The organism is Desulfitobacterium sp. LBE (assembly GCF_007830365.1).
In the GTDB taxonomy this organism is placed as follows: Bacteria; Bacillota; Desulfitobacteriia; order Desulfitobacteriales; family Desulfitobacteriaceae; genus Desulfitobacterium; species Desulfitobacterium hafniense.
Map to the genome: position 1 here is coordinate 1,055,345 of NZ_VLKD01000001.1, position 14,964 is coordinate 1,070,308.

The window sequence follows — 14,964 nt, forward strand, 5'->3', positions numbered from 1 at the left end:
AGAAAGCCTGTATTCATGCGGATTTACGAGTATGGAGAAACGGAGGGTAAGGGTTTAATGCCTTATCCTCCGTTTTCGATTTCTATCCCGTGACAGTCCGGGCCAACTTGGCCCGATGTGCTGAATAAACTATTAAAATCTTGGCATTAAGCTTTTTACTTCGTTAATTAATTGCCTTAAACTATCACAGGCTACAGGCAGATTCCCTCCGGCAAAAATGCTGTCTACTTTATTCTGGTAATCAGCGGGTTTTATCGGAAATGATTCAATCATCTTAACGGCTTTCTTTTCGTTCAGGCAGTATTTCCCATTAAGCGCAAAGAGAACTTGGTTAAGGCCGGAAACAGAGCGTACAAGATGAGCCATGACATAATATCTGTCGTCTTTTGATGCGTTACTTGTGGCAAACATACATGAAAAATCAGCTTCAAATGTGAAAAACTGAATGATTGCCATCTTCATTTTAGGAGGATATACTTCGGCAATAGCTTTCAGCTTTGATACTTCCCCTGCTGAATCCCATAATAATTTGCTGATTGCCAGCTCCCCCATATACATAGCGTTCATGTATGCGTGAGGGTGCCCCGTTTGATAGTGCGCGGAAACGATACCCTCTTGGCATTCATGAATTGTTGTTCTTACCCTCTCGACATCCCTTAAAATGAAATCAACATGATATCCATTGATGATAAGCCACCCGCCGCCGTTAACCCATTTCCCCCACTCGCCGGGGGGGGCAATCAGATTTTCCCGATGTTCATCATCTGTCCTTTGCGCTGCTTTGTTCAAAGCTGCAAGGTCAAGAACGATGTTATCGTAATAAATGCCAATGTCAATATCTGAATCCGGGGAATGCGTGCCTCTTGCGCGCGAGCCGCCAAGTACAACGGCTTGAATGCCTGGTACAGCCGATAGCGCAGCAACCGCTTGATCTAACACCGCTTTAATCTCATTCATTTCGGCTCACCTTTCCCGTAAGGCCACCATTGCTTTATTACAAATCGGCCTATTATTTCCAAACCTAATTATAAATTAATAAGCTCAAGGATGACAAGCATCGCATTGACCACTTCATTTCATTCGAAATATAACAGAAATCCAGTAGTGGTCTGCTCCCTTATGGTCCCCCGGCTGTGCAAAAATGAAGGGAACTTATTCTGCATGTAAAACCTGAAAAACACGGTAAAAACCTCAGAATTAGCCAGGAATTTGTTTGTCTAAAAAACAAACAATAGATATACTATGCTCATCCTGATCAAGTATGTCGGAAAATTACAGGGGTGCTCTTATGCACCGTGCAAGTAATACTCCCTGAAATGGCAAAAAAGGAGTACACTATGATAAATGGACAAACAGAACTAAAAACCGGATGGAATTTCGCCAATTCTTATGCTTCACTTCCTGATTCCTTTTATATGAAGCTCAACCCGACCCCTGTACCTTCGCCAACCTTAGTCATACTCAATGATGCCTTGGCCGAAGGGTTGGAGCTTAATGTTCCATTACTAAAAAGTGCAGAAAATATAATGGTATTGGCCGGCAACAGGCTTCCTCCAGGCGCTGAACCGCTTGCCCAAGCCTATGCAGGACATCAATTCGGTCATTTTACTATGTTAGGCGATGGCAGGGCCCTACTGCTGGGAGAACAGATTACCCCCCAGGGGAAACGGGTCGATATTCAACTCAAGGGTTCAGGCAAAACACCTTACTCCCGCGGAGGGGATGGTCGGGCAGCACTTGGACCTATGCTGCGGGAATACATCATCAGCGAAGCAATGTTTGCACTGGGTATCCCTACGACCCGCTCCTTAGCCGTAGTTACAACAGGTGAGCCAGTCATTCGTGAAACCCTGCTGCCAGGTGCTATACTTACACGTATTGCCGCCAGCCATATCCGTGTCGGTACTTTTCAATATGTCTCACGCTGGGGTACCGTTGAAGAGCTCAGAACCTTGGCTGACTATACGCTGAAACGTCATTTTGGATACAGCAAAGATGAAAATCCCTACCTCTCCCTACTTCAGGAGGTCATTAAGCGTCAAGCCATACTCATCGCCAAATGGCAGCTTGTTGGCTTTATTCACGGAGTAATGAATACCGATAACATGACCGTTAGTGGTGAAACCATTGATTATGGCCCTTGCGCCTTTATGGATGCTTATGATCCGGCAACCGTATTTAGTTCTATTGATCGTCAGGGCCGTTATGCCTATCGTAATCAACCGTACATGGCGGGATGGAATCTTGCAAGATTTGCCGAAACCCTTTTGCCCTTGCTTAATACCGACGAGGAAGAAGCTATTCAGTTAGCAGAAGATGAAGTTTCAAAATTCTTTGCGTTGTTTCATAGCCATTGGCTCACAGGGATGAGAGCTAAGCTTGGATTATTTAATGAAGAGCCGGAAGATGAACCGCTTATTAAAGGCCTTCTTGATTTGATGGCAAGACATCAAGCGGATTATACGAACACCTTTCTTGCCCTAACCTTTAATAAACCGGGGGATTCTCCTTTCTTTAACAGTGCGGAATTCCTTCACTGGGAAAAACAATGGCAGGCGAGAAGCGAAAGACAACAGGAAGCCAAGGATTCCTCACACCTGTTGATGCGCAACAGCAATCCTGCGGTAATCCCACGTAACCACCGGGTAGAGGCTGCATTGCAAAGGGCTGAAGAGGAAGACTACAGTATGGTAAAACAACTCCTTCATGTTCTTGCCAAACCTTACGCTCATTTACCTGAACAGTCTAAGTACAGTACGCCGCCAGAACCTTCCAGCTGCCCTTACCGAACCTTTTGTGGCACCTGATTCCTCGTTTTTAAAAACACAGTTCCATCAGCTAATTCTGTTCCATCATCAAAGATACACCTTGCAGATCGCTCAGCATTAAAGACGAAGCTATCGCCTTCTTTATAAAATACAAATGTATACCGTCCGTCCTTAGTCACCATGGTATATTCTGCTCCATTAATGTTGTATTGTCCGAAATTAATGTAGCTGCTTAACAAGGAGTATGTAAATTGAAACCGCCCATCGGGCATCAAGGTCACTCTTGGCGCAATTGGAATATCCGAATCCCTATTCTGCATTTCATAGGCCATGGTAGGAATCTCCTCCGCCTTGAAGGGAATATAGATTTTATCGCTTCCCACCGGATTATAGCGAAGATCCTCTACTGCCCAGGATTTTGCACTGAAAGCTTCTATCCGCCGGTCCTCGCCTGGATCGGGAAATTTGGCGACCTCTGTCACGTCACCGTTTATCCGTACCATCTTTTGGTTCATAATATCATACCGATAATAGTGGCTGCTCCATATTCCATGTGTAACGTCTAACCCTCCAATGATGATGCCCTTTTCATCGGTACTCATCCAAGGACAAATTGCGTACTCTGGTTCGAAGCAGCCCTCACTGAGGGCGAAGTCCGCTTCGAGACGGTCTTCCTGGTAGTTGTACAGAAAAATACCGTCCAGCATACGAAAGCCAACCCGTTCCTGCGTCTCATAGAACAGCATGACAAACTCAGCTCGACAAGGCATGATATGATACGCCGGAAGTCTATGTACAGAATCCGATACTGCGCCCTTTCCGTGATTGTTAATTAACGATAGAAGCAGCGCTGAAACAGTGACCAGAATAATCATCAGAGTATAGGCAAATTGCTTTTTCATAACGAAGCACCTCCCACCTATCCAGGACTCTATACCATTATAATCCATTATATCACAAATCTGATTTCTAAATCTCCCTCACACCCTCTATTTGCCATTCACCGGGTATAAAAAGTCCGCTGAATAATCAAAGAGGCTGCTGCTCAATGAACTTTGCAGTTCTTGCATCAGCCCCTTCATCCAGGAGTTAATTCCTTAAGATTAATTCCTTAAGAGTTGATTCTTCAAGGCAGCCAGTCCATGGACCTCATTGATCAGCAGATTGTCTTTCATGCGGCCCTTTTCCAGGAAGAACATGGATAAGGCCCCCAGACCGACATGTGTCCCTACCGCTACTCCCATTTGCATAATAAAGATATCGCCCTTGTAGGCGGTATCTCTTTCGATTTTATGCTTTAAATTTTCTGCATAAGTTATATCAGAGGTATAGCCGATAATAATAAAATCGGTCAGCTCATCATTAACCCGCCGGGAAAACTCGGAAACATAATGCTCCAGGACTTTCTTCCGGCCTCTCTCCTTGGCCACAATGGCCCCTTTGCCTTTTTTCATGGTCATAATCGGCTTCAGCTTTAACAGTTTACCTACAAAAGCACTGGCGTTGGTCAGCCTGCCGCTGCGAATCAAATGGTCCAGATCATCAACAGAAAGGTAATGCTTCACACTGGTCTTATGGGCCTCATTAAACTCCACAAGCTCAGCAAAAGCGGCCCCATTCTCCCTCATTCTGGCACTTTTTAAAATTAACCAGCCGCTGCCATGGCTCATGGATTTAGAATCCACCACATGAACCCGATCCGTCATCTCAGGGTGTTCCTCAAAAAAATAGTCCCGTGCGATAACGGCCGATTGATAAGAGCCGCTGGTGCCACTGGACATACAGATACAGAGAATAGAGCTATGACCTTCTTGAATAGCTCGCTTAAAAATCTTCAGATACTCCGCGGGACTCGGCATTGATGTAGTTGGGGGAGCGTCCAGGTCCTCGATAAAACCATAGAACTCATCGGGTGTAATATCGATCCGATCCCGATAATCCTTATCCTTAATACAAATAGTAAGTGGTGCAATGTCGATCTTGTACTTCTCCAATACCTCCTGCGACAAATCACATGTCGAGTCCGCTAAGATTTTTATCATTTCAATCCCCCAAAAAAATTAGTAGCACTTAACCTAATACTCTTTCGTCAAATTATTCAAATTTCCTCCAAAAATAAAAATAATAGCTCAAAATAATGCAATTTTAGACAATAAAACAGCCATAGACAATAACTGTCTACAGCTGCGCTTTCGAGCTTAGTTCAAGTTAACTGGTTGTATAAAACTCTTTTCATAAAAGATTCTTATTCAGGACTTTAATGAGCTCTTCTTCCGGCAGAGGCTTGCTGGCTAAATAGCCTTGGATTGCATCACAATCGTATTTGATCAGATACTCTCTTTGTTCGGGTTTCTCCACCCCTTCAGCCACCACTTTTAAGCCCAGCTGATGAGCCATGATAACGATTAAACCGGTGATATTCTTGCTTTCCGGAGTGGATTGTATGTCATCAATAAATGACTTATCCACTTTTAAGGTGGAAATAGGCAATTGTTTAATATAGTTAAGGGAGGAATACCCCAAGCCAAAATCGTCCAGAGAGATTTTGATATCATTTTCAATCAGCCGGGCCAGGACATTGCTTATTTTAGCATCTAAAAATTCAATCAGCATCGTCTCCGTAATCTCCAGCTCAAGCTTGCTTGGATCAAGATCATTATCCCGGAGGACTTTTAAGACCTTTTCCACGAATCGATCTTCCTGGAGTTGGCGTGCCGATATATTGACGGACATAGTTAACTCCCGGTAACCCAAATCATGCAGCTTTTTCAGAAATGCGCAGGCTGTTGCAACGACCCAGTCCCCAATGGGTACGATTAGTCCGGTTTCTTCGGCAACTCCGATAAACTTATTGGGGGGAATAAGCTTATGCTCTTTTTCCCAGCGTATCAGGGCCTCTAAACCAAGCACCTTTCCTGTATGGGGTTCCACTTGGGGTTGATAGTGGAGAACGAATTCTTCAAATTCTATGGCTTTCCGTAAATTGTTTTGAATCTCCGCTTTTTCCACCACGGCTCTTTTCATTTCCATATTAAATACGACATAGTTTCTCTTGCCTAATTCTTTGGCTTTATGCATTGCGGTATCCGCGTTGATCAAAAGGCTTTCATAGCTCTCCCCATCCTGAGGGTAGAAAGTAATCCCGATACTGGTTGAGATATAGCAATATTGCTTATAAATAACGAGGGCTGTCTCGAAGAGCTTCATAATTCTTTCTGCGTAATCTATGGCCTGCTCTTTTTCCTGAATATCCCGGATAAGAATAAGGAATTCATCCCCAGCCAAACGGGCTACCACATGATTGTCTAAGATTTGGGTCAGATGACGGCTGATTGTGATTAAAAGCTGATCCCCTGTAGGATGGCCAAATGAATCGTTGATCGCTTTAAAATTATCGATATCGAGGAATAAAACACCAAGAAGGGTGCCCTGTTCCTCCGCTTTGAGGATTTCACTTTTAATAATTTCCTGGATCTGAGCCCTGTTGGGCAGCCCCGTAAGAAAGTCATGATAAGCTAAATACTTGATATGCATTTCTTTTTCTTTGATGTCTGTAATATCCCGGTGAGACCCCACCATCCGGTAAGGATTGCCGCTCTGGTCATACAAGGCCTTGCCAAAGGCGCGGATCCATTTATACTCTCCATCTTTATCCTTAATCCGATAATCGCAGCTGTAACGGGCAGTCTTCTCAAACAGGTGCTGATTCAGCTTCTTTTGAAATTCTGCTTTGTCGTCGGGATGCATCAGGGCATTCCAATGCTCAACACTGCGGATTTCGTCCCCTTTATATCCCAAAAGGGAGGAGTTTTTGGAGTGGTAAACCCGAATATCCCGAATCATATCCCAGTCCCAAATAGCATCTATAGCCGCTTCAAGGACCAATTCCTGGAGTTCCTGAGTCTCCTTCAATTGCCGTTGATTGCTCAGCAGTTCGTCAAATTGCTGTCTAAGCTCTTCCTCCGTGGCTGTAAGCTCCTCATGCATGGCTGATATTTCTTCGTTTTTGATTCTCAGGTTAGTTTCTACCTTAATTCGTCTTCTGATATTGAATAATAAGCCTGTCACCAAAAGGATGAGGAGCAAAAGGACCCCGGTTGTTATATAGACCAGGGAACGGTAAGTATCCACAAAGGAAAAAGGCTTATTAATGACCATACTGTCCTGAGGGATTAATTTTTCCGGGATATTGAAACGCATCAATTCATTGTAATTAAAGCCCGCAACAAAGGTGTGCTCCCTGATGATGGGCACTGTATCGACATTCTGACCTGCTAGGATCTTGAGAGCCTGGTCTGCCGCATGTTCGCCTTGAACACGCCCGCTCAATAAACTGCCGCCGGTCACCCCGCTATCCAGCAGAAACTCATAGAGAGAATAAATGGGTACACTGCTGCTCCGGCTGACTTCGCTGGCTACATCTTCTGTGGATAATATCAGCCCGGTGCTATCCATATTGTAGGAGCCAAGCAACACGATACTGTCATTATCCAGTGCCGAAACTTTATGAAGGATCTCATTGATGGTCGAATAAGCGAGGCTGTGAGCAACCAGTCCGCGGGCTTCTTCCCCATTGATTTTACGGACAGCAGCAAACACATCGTCACCACAGGCCAGACCGCTTTCCGATAGATCGTTCAAAACATAAATATGCTTCACTTGGGGATTAATGGCCAAAGCCAGCCTGATGGTCCCTTCTGAATCAAGAATCTCATAAACCCCGGTGACCCGCTCCTGACCCTGCAATAATTCTTGGGCACTGTTTTCTAAGATACCGCTGAAAACAATGGGAGCATTGGCGAAAATTTCCCCGCGATGAGCCAAGGCAAATTTCAAAGCCATATCGTCCGTGGTTATAATTAGATCCAGCTGCTGGCCGGTATATTTAGCCTGTAAATAGTCAAACTGGTTGTTCAGATTGTCTAAGGTAGGGTACCTTTTCCAATCCAGATATTCCACATAAATCTGCTGCTCTCCGTGACTTTGCAATTTTTGCAGGATTCCATCGGTCTGATCATGAGTCCATTCCAACCCTTGGTGGTAGGAGTTAAGAATCAGGATATGGACCGGCTCCTGGGAGGCATAACCAAACTTAGGTATGATGGAGACACCAAGTAAAAACAGCATAAGAAAGATCGCCTTCAGCCAACCTCTCCCTCTCAATAATGAATGAAACATCATCTCACCCCCAGCAACCGCCCCAAGACACCCCCTGTTATTTGGTGCAACTCTAACGGTCTTTTGCCGCTTTCTCTGAGTTATGTCTAAATATTCTACTATATTCTCCATTAAATGTCTTAGTTCCTTCTTCTAAGGCATACTTCCGCCGGTATCCGGAAGATTGCCGCCCCTGAACGGCAAGGACGGCTGATGAAAAAACTCCAGATAAAGAACCCGAAGAGATGGTCTTCGGGTTACGGTCTGTCTATCTGTTAGTGTTTAAAAATTTCATCTGCAACTACCCCGGTTCCCCCAAAAATGGTCGCTTTCTTAAGCGAAAGGGGATTTAAATAGTCCAGAACTGTGCTCTTGGCACGGTCTCCCGTTACCAATATAAGCGGCGTGTTGTTCTTGGCCGAGAGAACAGCCCCGGTCAGGGCATCGGGGTAATTTTCTCCGGTAGCCACTGCTATAGCAGAATAAGGGGTTCCCGCCCCAAAGTGTTTGGCTATCTCTAAAGCGGTATCATAACGATCTTCCCCTTCCAGCCGGGTAATCGTCAGGCCGAGAGCATCCAGTTCAAGATCCACATCAAGGGAAACCACACCGGTACCGCCTACAATTATAGCGTTTTTAATCCCCCACCCTGCCAAAGCTTTCTTAGTATCCGGCCTTAGCCTGTCTTTTTCCGTGAACAGAATCGGGATCGTTTCCTTCGCCGAATAAGGAGCAATGGCCAAAGCATCGGGGAAATTGCTCTGAGTAGCGATAATAACCGTGTCAAAAGGTTTAACCTTTCGGATCTCCTCCCCAATCTTAACTGCAGTGTCCAGCACTTCCGCCCCACTGATCCGGGTCACTTTATATCCTGCTTTCAGCTGATTTTCAATGGCTGGCGTGATTGAAGCACTATTCCCCAGAATAGTAATTGTTTTAGCTCCCAACCGCTTAATTTCCGCACTTACCCGATCATCCAGCCTATCGGCAGGGGTTATGAGGATAGGGGCATTCTGGAGGTAGGCAAAGCTTGAACCGACCAGTGCATCAGGGAAATTATTGCCGTTGACCAGAACAAGATGCTCTGCTTTTTCCCATCCTTTCTTGCTGATGGCAATAGCCGTTTCATAACGGTCATTGCCCGCAAGTCGCTCTGTCTCACCGACTTCCAGCTGTGTCGTTGTCTCAGCAGGATGGCTCCCTGTGTTGGGGGCCATCACCAGCTTGCTGCCCTCTTCTTCAAAACGGCCAATATATAAAAGGCCTTCTTCACTTTTGCCTTGGATGTACTTGGACCCTACGGCCACGAATTGATCTCCTTTGGGCACAAGGCTCAATAAATAACGATTGCGGCTTCCTTCATCTTCTTTATCCCAAAGCCGTACTCCATGGGAGTCATAGCGCAGAGCGATGATCTTTTTCGCTCCCGGCATATAGCTGTCCCCCACCACCGTGTAAGCGCCGGCCTGATCCTGGGCCACACCGAAGAAACGGGTATAGGCTTGGTTTGTATAGGTGTCATGCCATTCTTCCCGGCCCAGAGCATCAAATTTGTAAATCCTGCCATCTTCATTCATATTGCTGCTGCCATCAGCTTTTCGCTCAAGATATATCCCTTTGCCCACGACGATGAAGCCTTGATCATGGGTGACCTTGATATCCTGGAGCCCATTGCCGGCAGAATGCACCAGGCGCTGATAGCTGGGATCGGTTAAATCCACGGAAGTCGCCCAGGATATACTCATATTCTTATGGATCTTAACCACGATCCCTTTAAGCAGACAGGGTCCTGTGTCCTTCATATCCTTGTCGTTGCTGCCGCTGTAGCCCACAGCCACCGCACTGCCATCGGCGAGCAGAACCAGATCATTGAAACCGTCGCTGAGGGAGCCGCCATAACTGTAAGCTCCCATAAATTTTCCGTCACGTTGATAACGGGCATAGATAGCATCACTATTTCCCTGAGCAAGACCGGAAAGATCCCCATCCTTTGATTCAGACTCTCCTACGACAATGAAATCCCCTTCCGGAGTTTCCACCACCCCATTAAAGCTGTCACCCAGGCTGCCGCCAAAATCCCTGAACCACTCCACCTCCCCCAGGGAGTTAAACTTGACAATAATGGCGTCATTATTAGAAGTATCCTGTCCCTCTTCCCGAACCTTTTTGCGGGAATTCTTCATATCCATATCTGTGGAAGAGCTTGAGCCGACCGCTATGTATCCGCCATCCTTGGTTTGTTTCACACTTTGAAAACTATCAACGGAGCGGCCGCCGAAAGTTTTAACCCACTGAACCTCAGCATTGGCTGAAAACTTCACAATCACCGCATCAGAATACCTTTTGTTCAATCCCGCCATATCTCCATTGTTAGAGCTGCTATGGCCTACTACCACATAACCTCCGTCATGAGTGTTATCCACCCCATTGAATACTTCCCAGTCCGATCCCCCGAAGTATTGAATCGTCGGGCCGGCTGACGCCAAAGTAACCGAAGGAGCCAACAATGCGATAGCTACTGCTAAAAAGAGCATGGTCACACAGGTTTTCAGACTCATAGGCCTCAGTTGACAATCGTTCATCATTATCGTTCCCCCTCTGGTACTCTGTCTGTCTTATATAAAATTTACCATAGTTTGGACTTTATAATTCTTAAATAAAAATAAACAAAAACTTACTCTTTTCTTAAGTTTTGGAGTAAGTCTTTGTTTTATAATGACGTTTCAGCTTGTTTAAATCTGACATTATTTTTTAAAGTTTTTTTACAGGGCTTCTCTCTCCTTCGAAAGAGAGACGAAAAGCTGGTTCTCCAGGATTTTGCTTTACACCGGTCGCTGAATAAGCTACGCGGACAAAACTAACGCGAAAAGCTCTCCGCTCTGTCGGGTACCCGGCTAAATCGGCTCCTGCCTCATAGCCGGTTGGAAACGTCCTGTTTCCAACCCGACTCCGCTGCGTGCTTTTCGCGAAGTTTTGTTTCCGCTCGCTTAAATTCGCTCCCTTTTGTAAAGCAAAATCCTTGGGCTGCTTTTTCCGTCCTTACCAGCACCGTTTGCGGCATAGCCGGCTTCCCTGAAACGAACCTGAAAAAGCCACCCCTCAAGCGTAGCTTTACGCACAATAGGGAACGGCTTTAGTGGAGGAGCGGTCAGGTGAACGTGGCTTTCTTAACGTAGCGCAGCCACGGTTCACATCAGGTATTACCCCAAGGTTTGGCGTCGAAAGTGTCCGGTGGACAGTTTCGCTCAAAGCGGCGCGCCCCAAAGAGTACTTATCCGCTGCAGATGCTGTTAAGAAAGCTAGTAAGCCAGCTCTGGAGCTATGGAGTACGTGAGCTCCGATGGAGAAAGCCTCCGGTGGAGGGTTTCAGGAGCTCACGCCCGAAGGTTCGTTGGGCGTAAAGCTACACGACCCAAGGCTTTTATAGTAGTCCTAACTCACTTCATTGATTAACGCTTCGAATCCCGGCAGAGCCCTCTCAATGGTTTCATAAGCCACACAATAAGCAATCCGGGCATATCCCGGGCAGGCAAAGGAAGTGCCCGGAACGATGAGAATATTTTTACTCTTGGCCAGGGTGCAAAACTCAAGATCATTCTCTAGGGGAGTTTTAATGAATAAGTAAAAGGCCCCCTCGGGTTTAATGCACTGATAGCCGTAGGATACCAGGGCATTATAAAGCAGCTCCCGGTTCCGGTTGTAGCTGTCAAGGTTAACCTGGGCATCAAGGCATTTGGCGATAACCCTCTGGAAAAGGGAAGGAGCATTGACAAACCCGAGAATGCGATTGGCTATATTGGCGGCGGCGATCAAATTCTCATAATCCGCAGCCTCCCGCGGAATCACCAGATAACCGATTCTCTCTCCCGGTAAGGAGAGGGATTTGCTGTAGGAATAGCCGACGATGGTGTTCTCATAATACTTGGTCAGATAGGGCACTTCCACCTGATCATAGGCCAGCTCCCGATAGGGCTCATCTCCGATCAGATAGATCACTGTGCCATACTCCTCCTGCTTTGCTCGGAGAATATCCGCCAAAGCAGCTATGGTTTCCGCTGAATAAACCACACCCGTGGGGTTGTTGGGAGAATTAATCAGAACAGCTTTGGTCCTTGGACTAATCTTCTCCTTAAGCTCCTCCAGATTAGGTTGGAAATCCTTGGTATTGGGCGAAACCACGATCAGCTGGCCCTGATAGTTTTGAACATAGTTGCGGTACTCGCCAAAAAAAGGAGCAAAGGTAAGCACCTCATCCTCCGGGTTGAGCAGGGTTTTGAAGATAACATTTAAGCCTCCGGCTGCGCCTACCGTCATGAGAATATTATCAGCTGCAAACCCTGTGGCGAATCGTTGGTTAAGGGAAGCGGCGATGGCTCCCCGCACATCTTCAAAGCCGGAATTATTCATATAGCCGTGAACGGTTGTGGAATTCTCTTCATTTAAAATGTCCATAATGGCTTGCTTTACTTCAGCAGGCGGCTCCACATTAGGATTGCCCAAACTAAAATCATAGACATTGTCAGCTCCGTATAGAGCTGACAAGCGTTTTCCTTCTTCAAACATCGCCCGAATAATCGAGGAACTGTTAACCTGCTGTTGCATGGTCCTGGAAATCATGCCATCCCCTCTTCCTTCATCTTTGCTTATTATGCTTTATCATAGCACTAACTGCAAACTCTCTGCAATGATAACCCTTAATGCTTTTGCTCATCACTTTTTCATATGTTTAAATCTCGTGTGCTAAAAAGAATATAAAAAAGAAAACTTGTATAGGCTAACAAATGCATCAGGATATTGAAGCAGTTTCCTCAATCCGCAAGGATCCTTAAGCTCACGCCTGCCAAAGCTGGCTTAGTAAGGATTATGCGGCCTCAACCGTTTTGACTTCTGTCAGCAAAGTCTATAGAATAGTCAAAGTGACAACTTAAATATATTCTAAAGGTTGTCATTCGAAATATTTATTGTTCATGAGAGGAGGTTGGTTATGAGTGTAAAAATTGAAGTCAATAACCTCATCAAAATTTTTAACCCTCAGCCACAAAAAGCCTTGGATCTTTTGGCCAAAGGCTTGAGCAAGGAGCAGATTCTAAGCGAGACCGGCCTCACCGTCGGTGTAAATAATGTCAGCTTTACCGTCAACGAAGGAGAAATATTCGTGATCATGGGCCTTTCCGGCAGCGGTAAGTCCACCATTCTCCGCTGTCTCAACCGTTTAATCGAGCCCAGTGCCGGATCTATCCTTATTGACGGAGTGGATATTACTCAACTAAAACCCCAAGAGCTGAGGCAAACAAGACAGAAAAAGTTAGGAATGGTCTTCCAGCAGTTTGCCCTCCTTCCCCATCGCACAGTTCTGCAAAACACTGTCTTCGGCCTGGAGATTCAAGGCACCGACAGGGCCGCTCGTGAGCAAAAGGCCCGGGATTGCCTGGCGATGGTCGGCTTGGCAGGTTGGGAAAGCTCCTATCCTGATGAATTGAGCGGCGGCATGAAACAACGGGTCGGATTGGCCCGGGCTTTGACCAATGATCCGGATATCTTGCTCATGGATGAAGCTTTCAGCGCTTTGGATCCCTTGATTCGGGAAGAAATGCAGGATGAGCTGCTTAATCTTCAGCAGAAGATGAACAAAACCATCGTCTTTATTACCCATGACCTGAACGAAGCTCTGAAAATTGGCGACCAAATCGCCTTTGTCCGCGACGGTTCTCTGGTCCAAGTGGGTACGGCTGAAGAAATTGTCGGCAGCCCTGCTGATGAATATGTGGCCAAATTTGCCCGCGGTGTGGATCTCAGCCGGATTCTCACCTTGAAGGATATTATGAAGCGGCCTCAACCTGTAGTACAGCTTAAAGACGGCCCTAACGTTGCCCTTAAGGTTATGAAAGAGCATGGCCTGTCCAGCGTTTTTGTCGTGGACAGAAGCAAGCGTTTGCACGGACTTATCAATGCGGACTTGGCCATTGAAGCCCGTCAGAAAGGTGTCCACAACCTTCAGGAAGCCGAGCTGATTGAAGTTCTGGCTCTGCAGGGCAATGTCCTCGTTCAGGATATTCTTCCGGTCATTGCCAATACAAAGGTTCCACTGGCTGTGGTCGATGAAGAAGAGCATTTGATCGGAATCATTGTTCGCGGTGTCGTGCTTGCCGCCTTAGCAGAAGCGGGAAGTTCGGCAGGAAAAACAGGAGGTGAAACCTGATGACGAAAATTCCTTTGGGGGAGTGGGTTAATCAGGGTGTCGATACCCTGCTCTTCTATTTTGGAAGTGCCTTCGATGCCTTTACCGATTCGGTAACCTCAATGACCGATGCAATGAGGGAGGGGCTTGACGTCGTCCCCTGGTTTATCCTCGTCCTTCTCTTCGCAGCGTTGGCATGGCGGGCCAAAGGCTGGCGCCTGGCTCTGGGCACCACCGTAGGCCTCTGTCTGATCTATAATTTAGAGTTATGGCCGGCTTTTCTCGATACTCTCATCCTGGTCCTGCTTGCCTCCCTTGTCTCCTTAGTGATCGGAATTCCCTTAGGGATACTGGGAGCACGGCACAATGGTTTTCATAGAGTCCTTTCCCCTATTCTGGATTTCATGCAAACCATGCCTTCCTTCGTTTACCTCATTCCCGCTTTGATGTTCTTTAGCTTAGGAACGGTATCGGCGATTTTTGCCACCGTTATCTTTGCCATGCCGCCTGTCATTCGCTTAACGGCTTTGGGAATTCGTCAGGTTCCCGCCGATCTGGTGGAAGTGGGAGAGGCCTTTGGCTCCAATTCCCGGCAAATGCTGTGGAAGATTCAATTACCCTTAGCTTTGCCGACCATCATGGCCGGAATCAATCAAACCATGATGCTCTCCTTATCCATGGTGGTTATCTCCGCCATGATCGGAGCTCAGGGCTTGGGAGCCGGGGTACTGGCAGGGATTTCCGGGATGGATATCGGTAAAGGGTTCGAGTATGGCTTAGCGGTGGTTATCCTGGCCATGATCCTTGACCGTCTCAGCCAGGGAGCCTTACGAAACTCCCGGGTAGCTAAAAAGATGTAGA

General features: G+C 46.5%; 9 protein-coding genes. 3 read left to right on the forward strand and 6 right to left on the reverse strand.

The genetic code is table 11. The features are described 5' to 3' along the window. Positions 1 to 132: 132 nt before the first annotated feature. The gene (locus DESLBE_RS05200) at positions 133 to 957 is read right to left on the reverse strand and encodes a nucleotidyltransferase domain-containing protein (RefSeq protein WP_144675476.1); all 825 of its coding nucleotides are present in this window, start codon (positions 955 to 957) and stop codon (positions 133 to 135) included. Positions 958 to 1,337: 380 nt separating this feature from the next. Between DESLBE_RS05200 and DESLBE_RS05205 the strand changes: the two genes are divergently transcribed. Beyond that, positions 1,338 to 2,807, forward strand: coding sequence for a protein adenylyltransferase SelO (locus DESLBE_RS05205; protein WP_144675478.1), 1,470 nt, complete (start codon positions 1,338 to 1,340; stop codon positions 2,805 to 2,807). Here DESLBE_RS05205 and DESLBE_RS05210 read toward each other — a convergent pair. The 5 genes from DESLBE_RS05210 to DESLBE_RS05240 form a co-directional block, all read right to left on the reverse strand. Further along, entirely contained in the window at positions 2,783 to 3,670 is an 888-nt protein-coding gene (locus DESLBE_RS05210; protein WP_144675480.1) for a hypothetical protein, read from the reverse strand. The genes DESLBE_RS05205 and DESLBE_RS05210 overlap by 25 nt on opposite strands. Before the next feature lie 201 nt (positions 3,671 to 3,871). Beyond that, a complete protein-coding gene (locus tag DESLBE_RS05215; protein ID WP_005814538.1) occupies positions 3,872 to 4,810 on the reverse strand; it encodes a DegV family protein in 939 nt (312 codons plus the stop codon). Between the two features lie 190 nt (positions 4,811 to 5,000). Beyond that, positions 5,001 to 7,946, reverse strand: a complete 2,946-nt coding sequence (locus DESLBE_RS05220; RefSeq protein ID WP_015943970.1) for an EAL domain-containing protein — start codon at positions 7,944 to 7,946, stop codon at positions 5,001 to 5,003. A gap of 254 nt (positions 7,947 to 8,200) precedes the next feature. Continuing rightward, positions 8,201 to 10,510, reverse strand: a complete 2,310-nt coding sequence (locus tag DESLBE_RS05225; RefSeq protein ID WP_144675482.1) for a cell wall-binding repeat-containing protein — start codon at positions 10,508 to 10,510, stop codon at positions 8,201 to 8,203. A gap of 847 nt (positions 10,511 to 11,357) precedes the next feature. After that, the gene (locus tag DESLBE_RS05240) at positions 11,358 to 12,542 is read right to left on the reverse strand and encodes a pyridoxal phosphate-dependent aminotransferase (protein WP_144675484.1); all 1,185 of its coding nucleotides are present in this window, start codon (positions 12,540 to 12,542) and stop codon (positions 11,358 to 11,360) included. 367 nt (positions 12,543 to 12,909) lie between these two features. On the opposite strand from DESLBE_RS05240, the gene DESLBE_RS05245 reads away from it, so the two are divergent. Continuing rightward, positions 12,910 to 14,124: a glycine betaine/L-proline ABC transporter ATP-binding protein gene (locus DESLBE_RS05245; protein WP_144675486.1), complete on the forward strand. Its 1,215-nt coding sequence runs from the start codon at positions 12,910 to 12,912 to the stop codon at positions 14,122 to 14,124. Further along, positions 14,124 to 14,963 (forward strand): proline/glycine betaine ABC transporter permease, encoded by an 840-nt coding sequence (locus DESLBE_RS05250; protein ID WP_018307219.1) that lies wholly within the window; start codon positions 14,124 to 14,126, stop codon positions 14,961 to 14,963. Before DESLBE_RS05245 ends, DESLBE_RS05250 begins: the two co-directional genes overlap by 1 nt. Position 14,964 lies beyond the last annotated feature (1 nt).

Excerpts from the sequence above, each read along its gene's own strand:
- DESLBE_RS05240 (WP_144675484.1), bottom strand. The coding sequence starts at position 12,542 with ATGATTTCCAGGACCATGCAACAGCAGGTTAACAGTTCCTCGATTATT.
- DESLBE_RS05200 (WP_144675476.1), bottom strand. The coding sequence starts at position 957 with ATGAATGAGATTAAAGCGGTGTTAGATCAAGCGGTTGCTGCGCTATCG.
- DESLBE_RS05225 (WP_144675482.1), bottom strand. The coding sequence starts at position 10,510 with ATGATGAACGATTGTCAACTGAGGCCTATGAGTCTGAAAACCTGTGTG.
- DESLBE_RS05245 (WP_144675486.1), top strand. The coding sequence starts at position 12,910 with ATGAGTGTAAAAATTGAAGTCAATAACCTCATCAAAATTTTTAACCCT.
- DESLBE_RS05205 (WP_144675478.1), top strand. The coding sequence starts at position 1,338 with ATGATAAATGGACAAACAGAACTAAAAACCGGATGGAATTTCGCCAAT.
- DESLBE_RS05220 (WP_015943970.1), bottom strand. The coding sequence starts at position 7,946 with ATGTTTCATTCATTATTGAGAGGGAGAGGTTGGCTGAAGGCGATCTTT.
- DESLBE_RS05210 (WP_144675480.1), bottom strand. The coding sequence starts at position 3,670 with ATGAAAAAGCAATTTGCCTATACTCTGATGATTATTCTGGTCACTGTT.
- DESLBE_RS05250 (WP_018307219.1), top strand. The coding sequence starts at position 14,124 with ATGACGAAAATTCCTTTGGGGGAGTGGGTTAATCAGGGTGTCGATACC.
- DESLBE_RS05215 (WP_005814538.1), bottom strand. The coding sequence starts at position 4,810 with ATGATAAAAATCTTAGCGGACTCGACATGTGATTTGTCGCAGGAGGTA.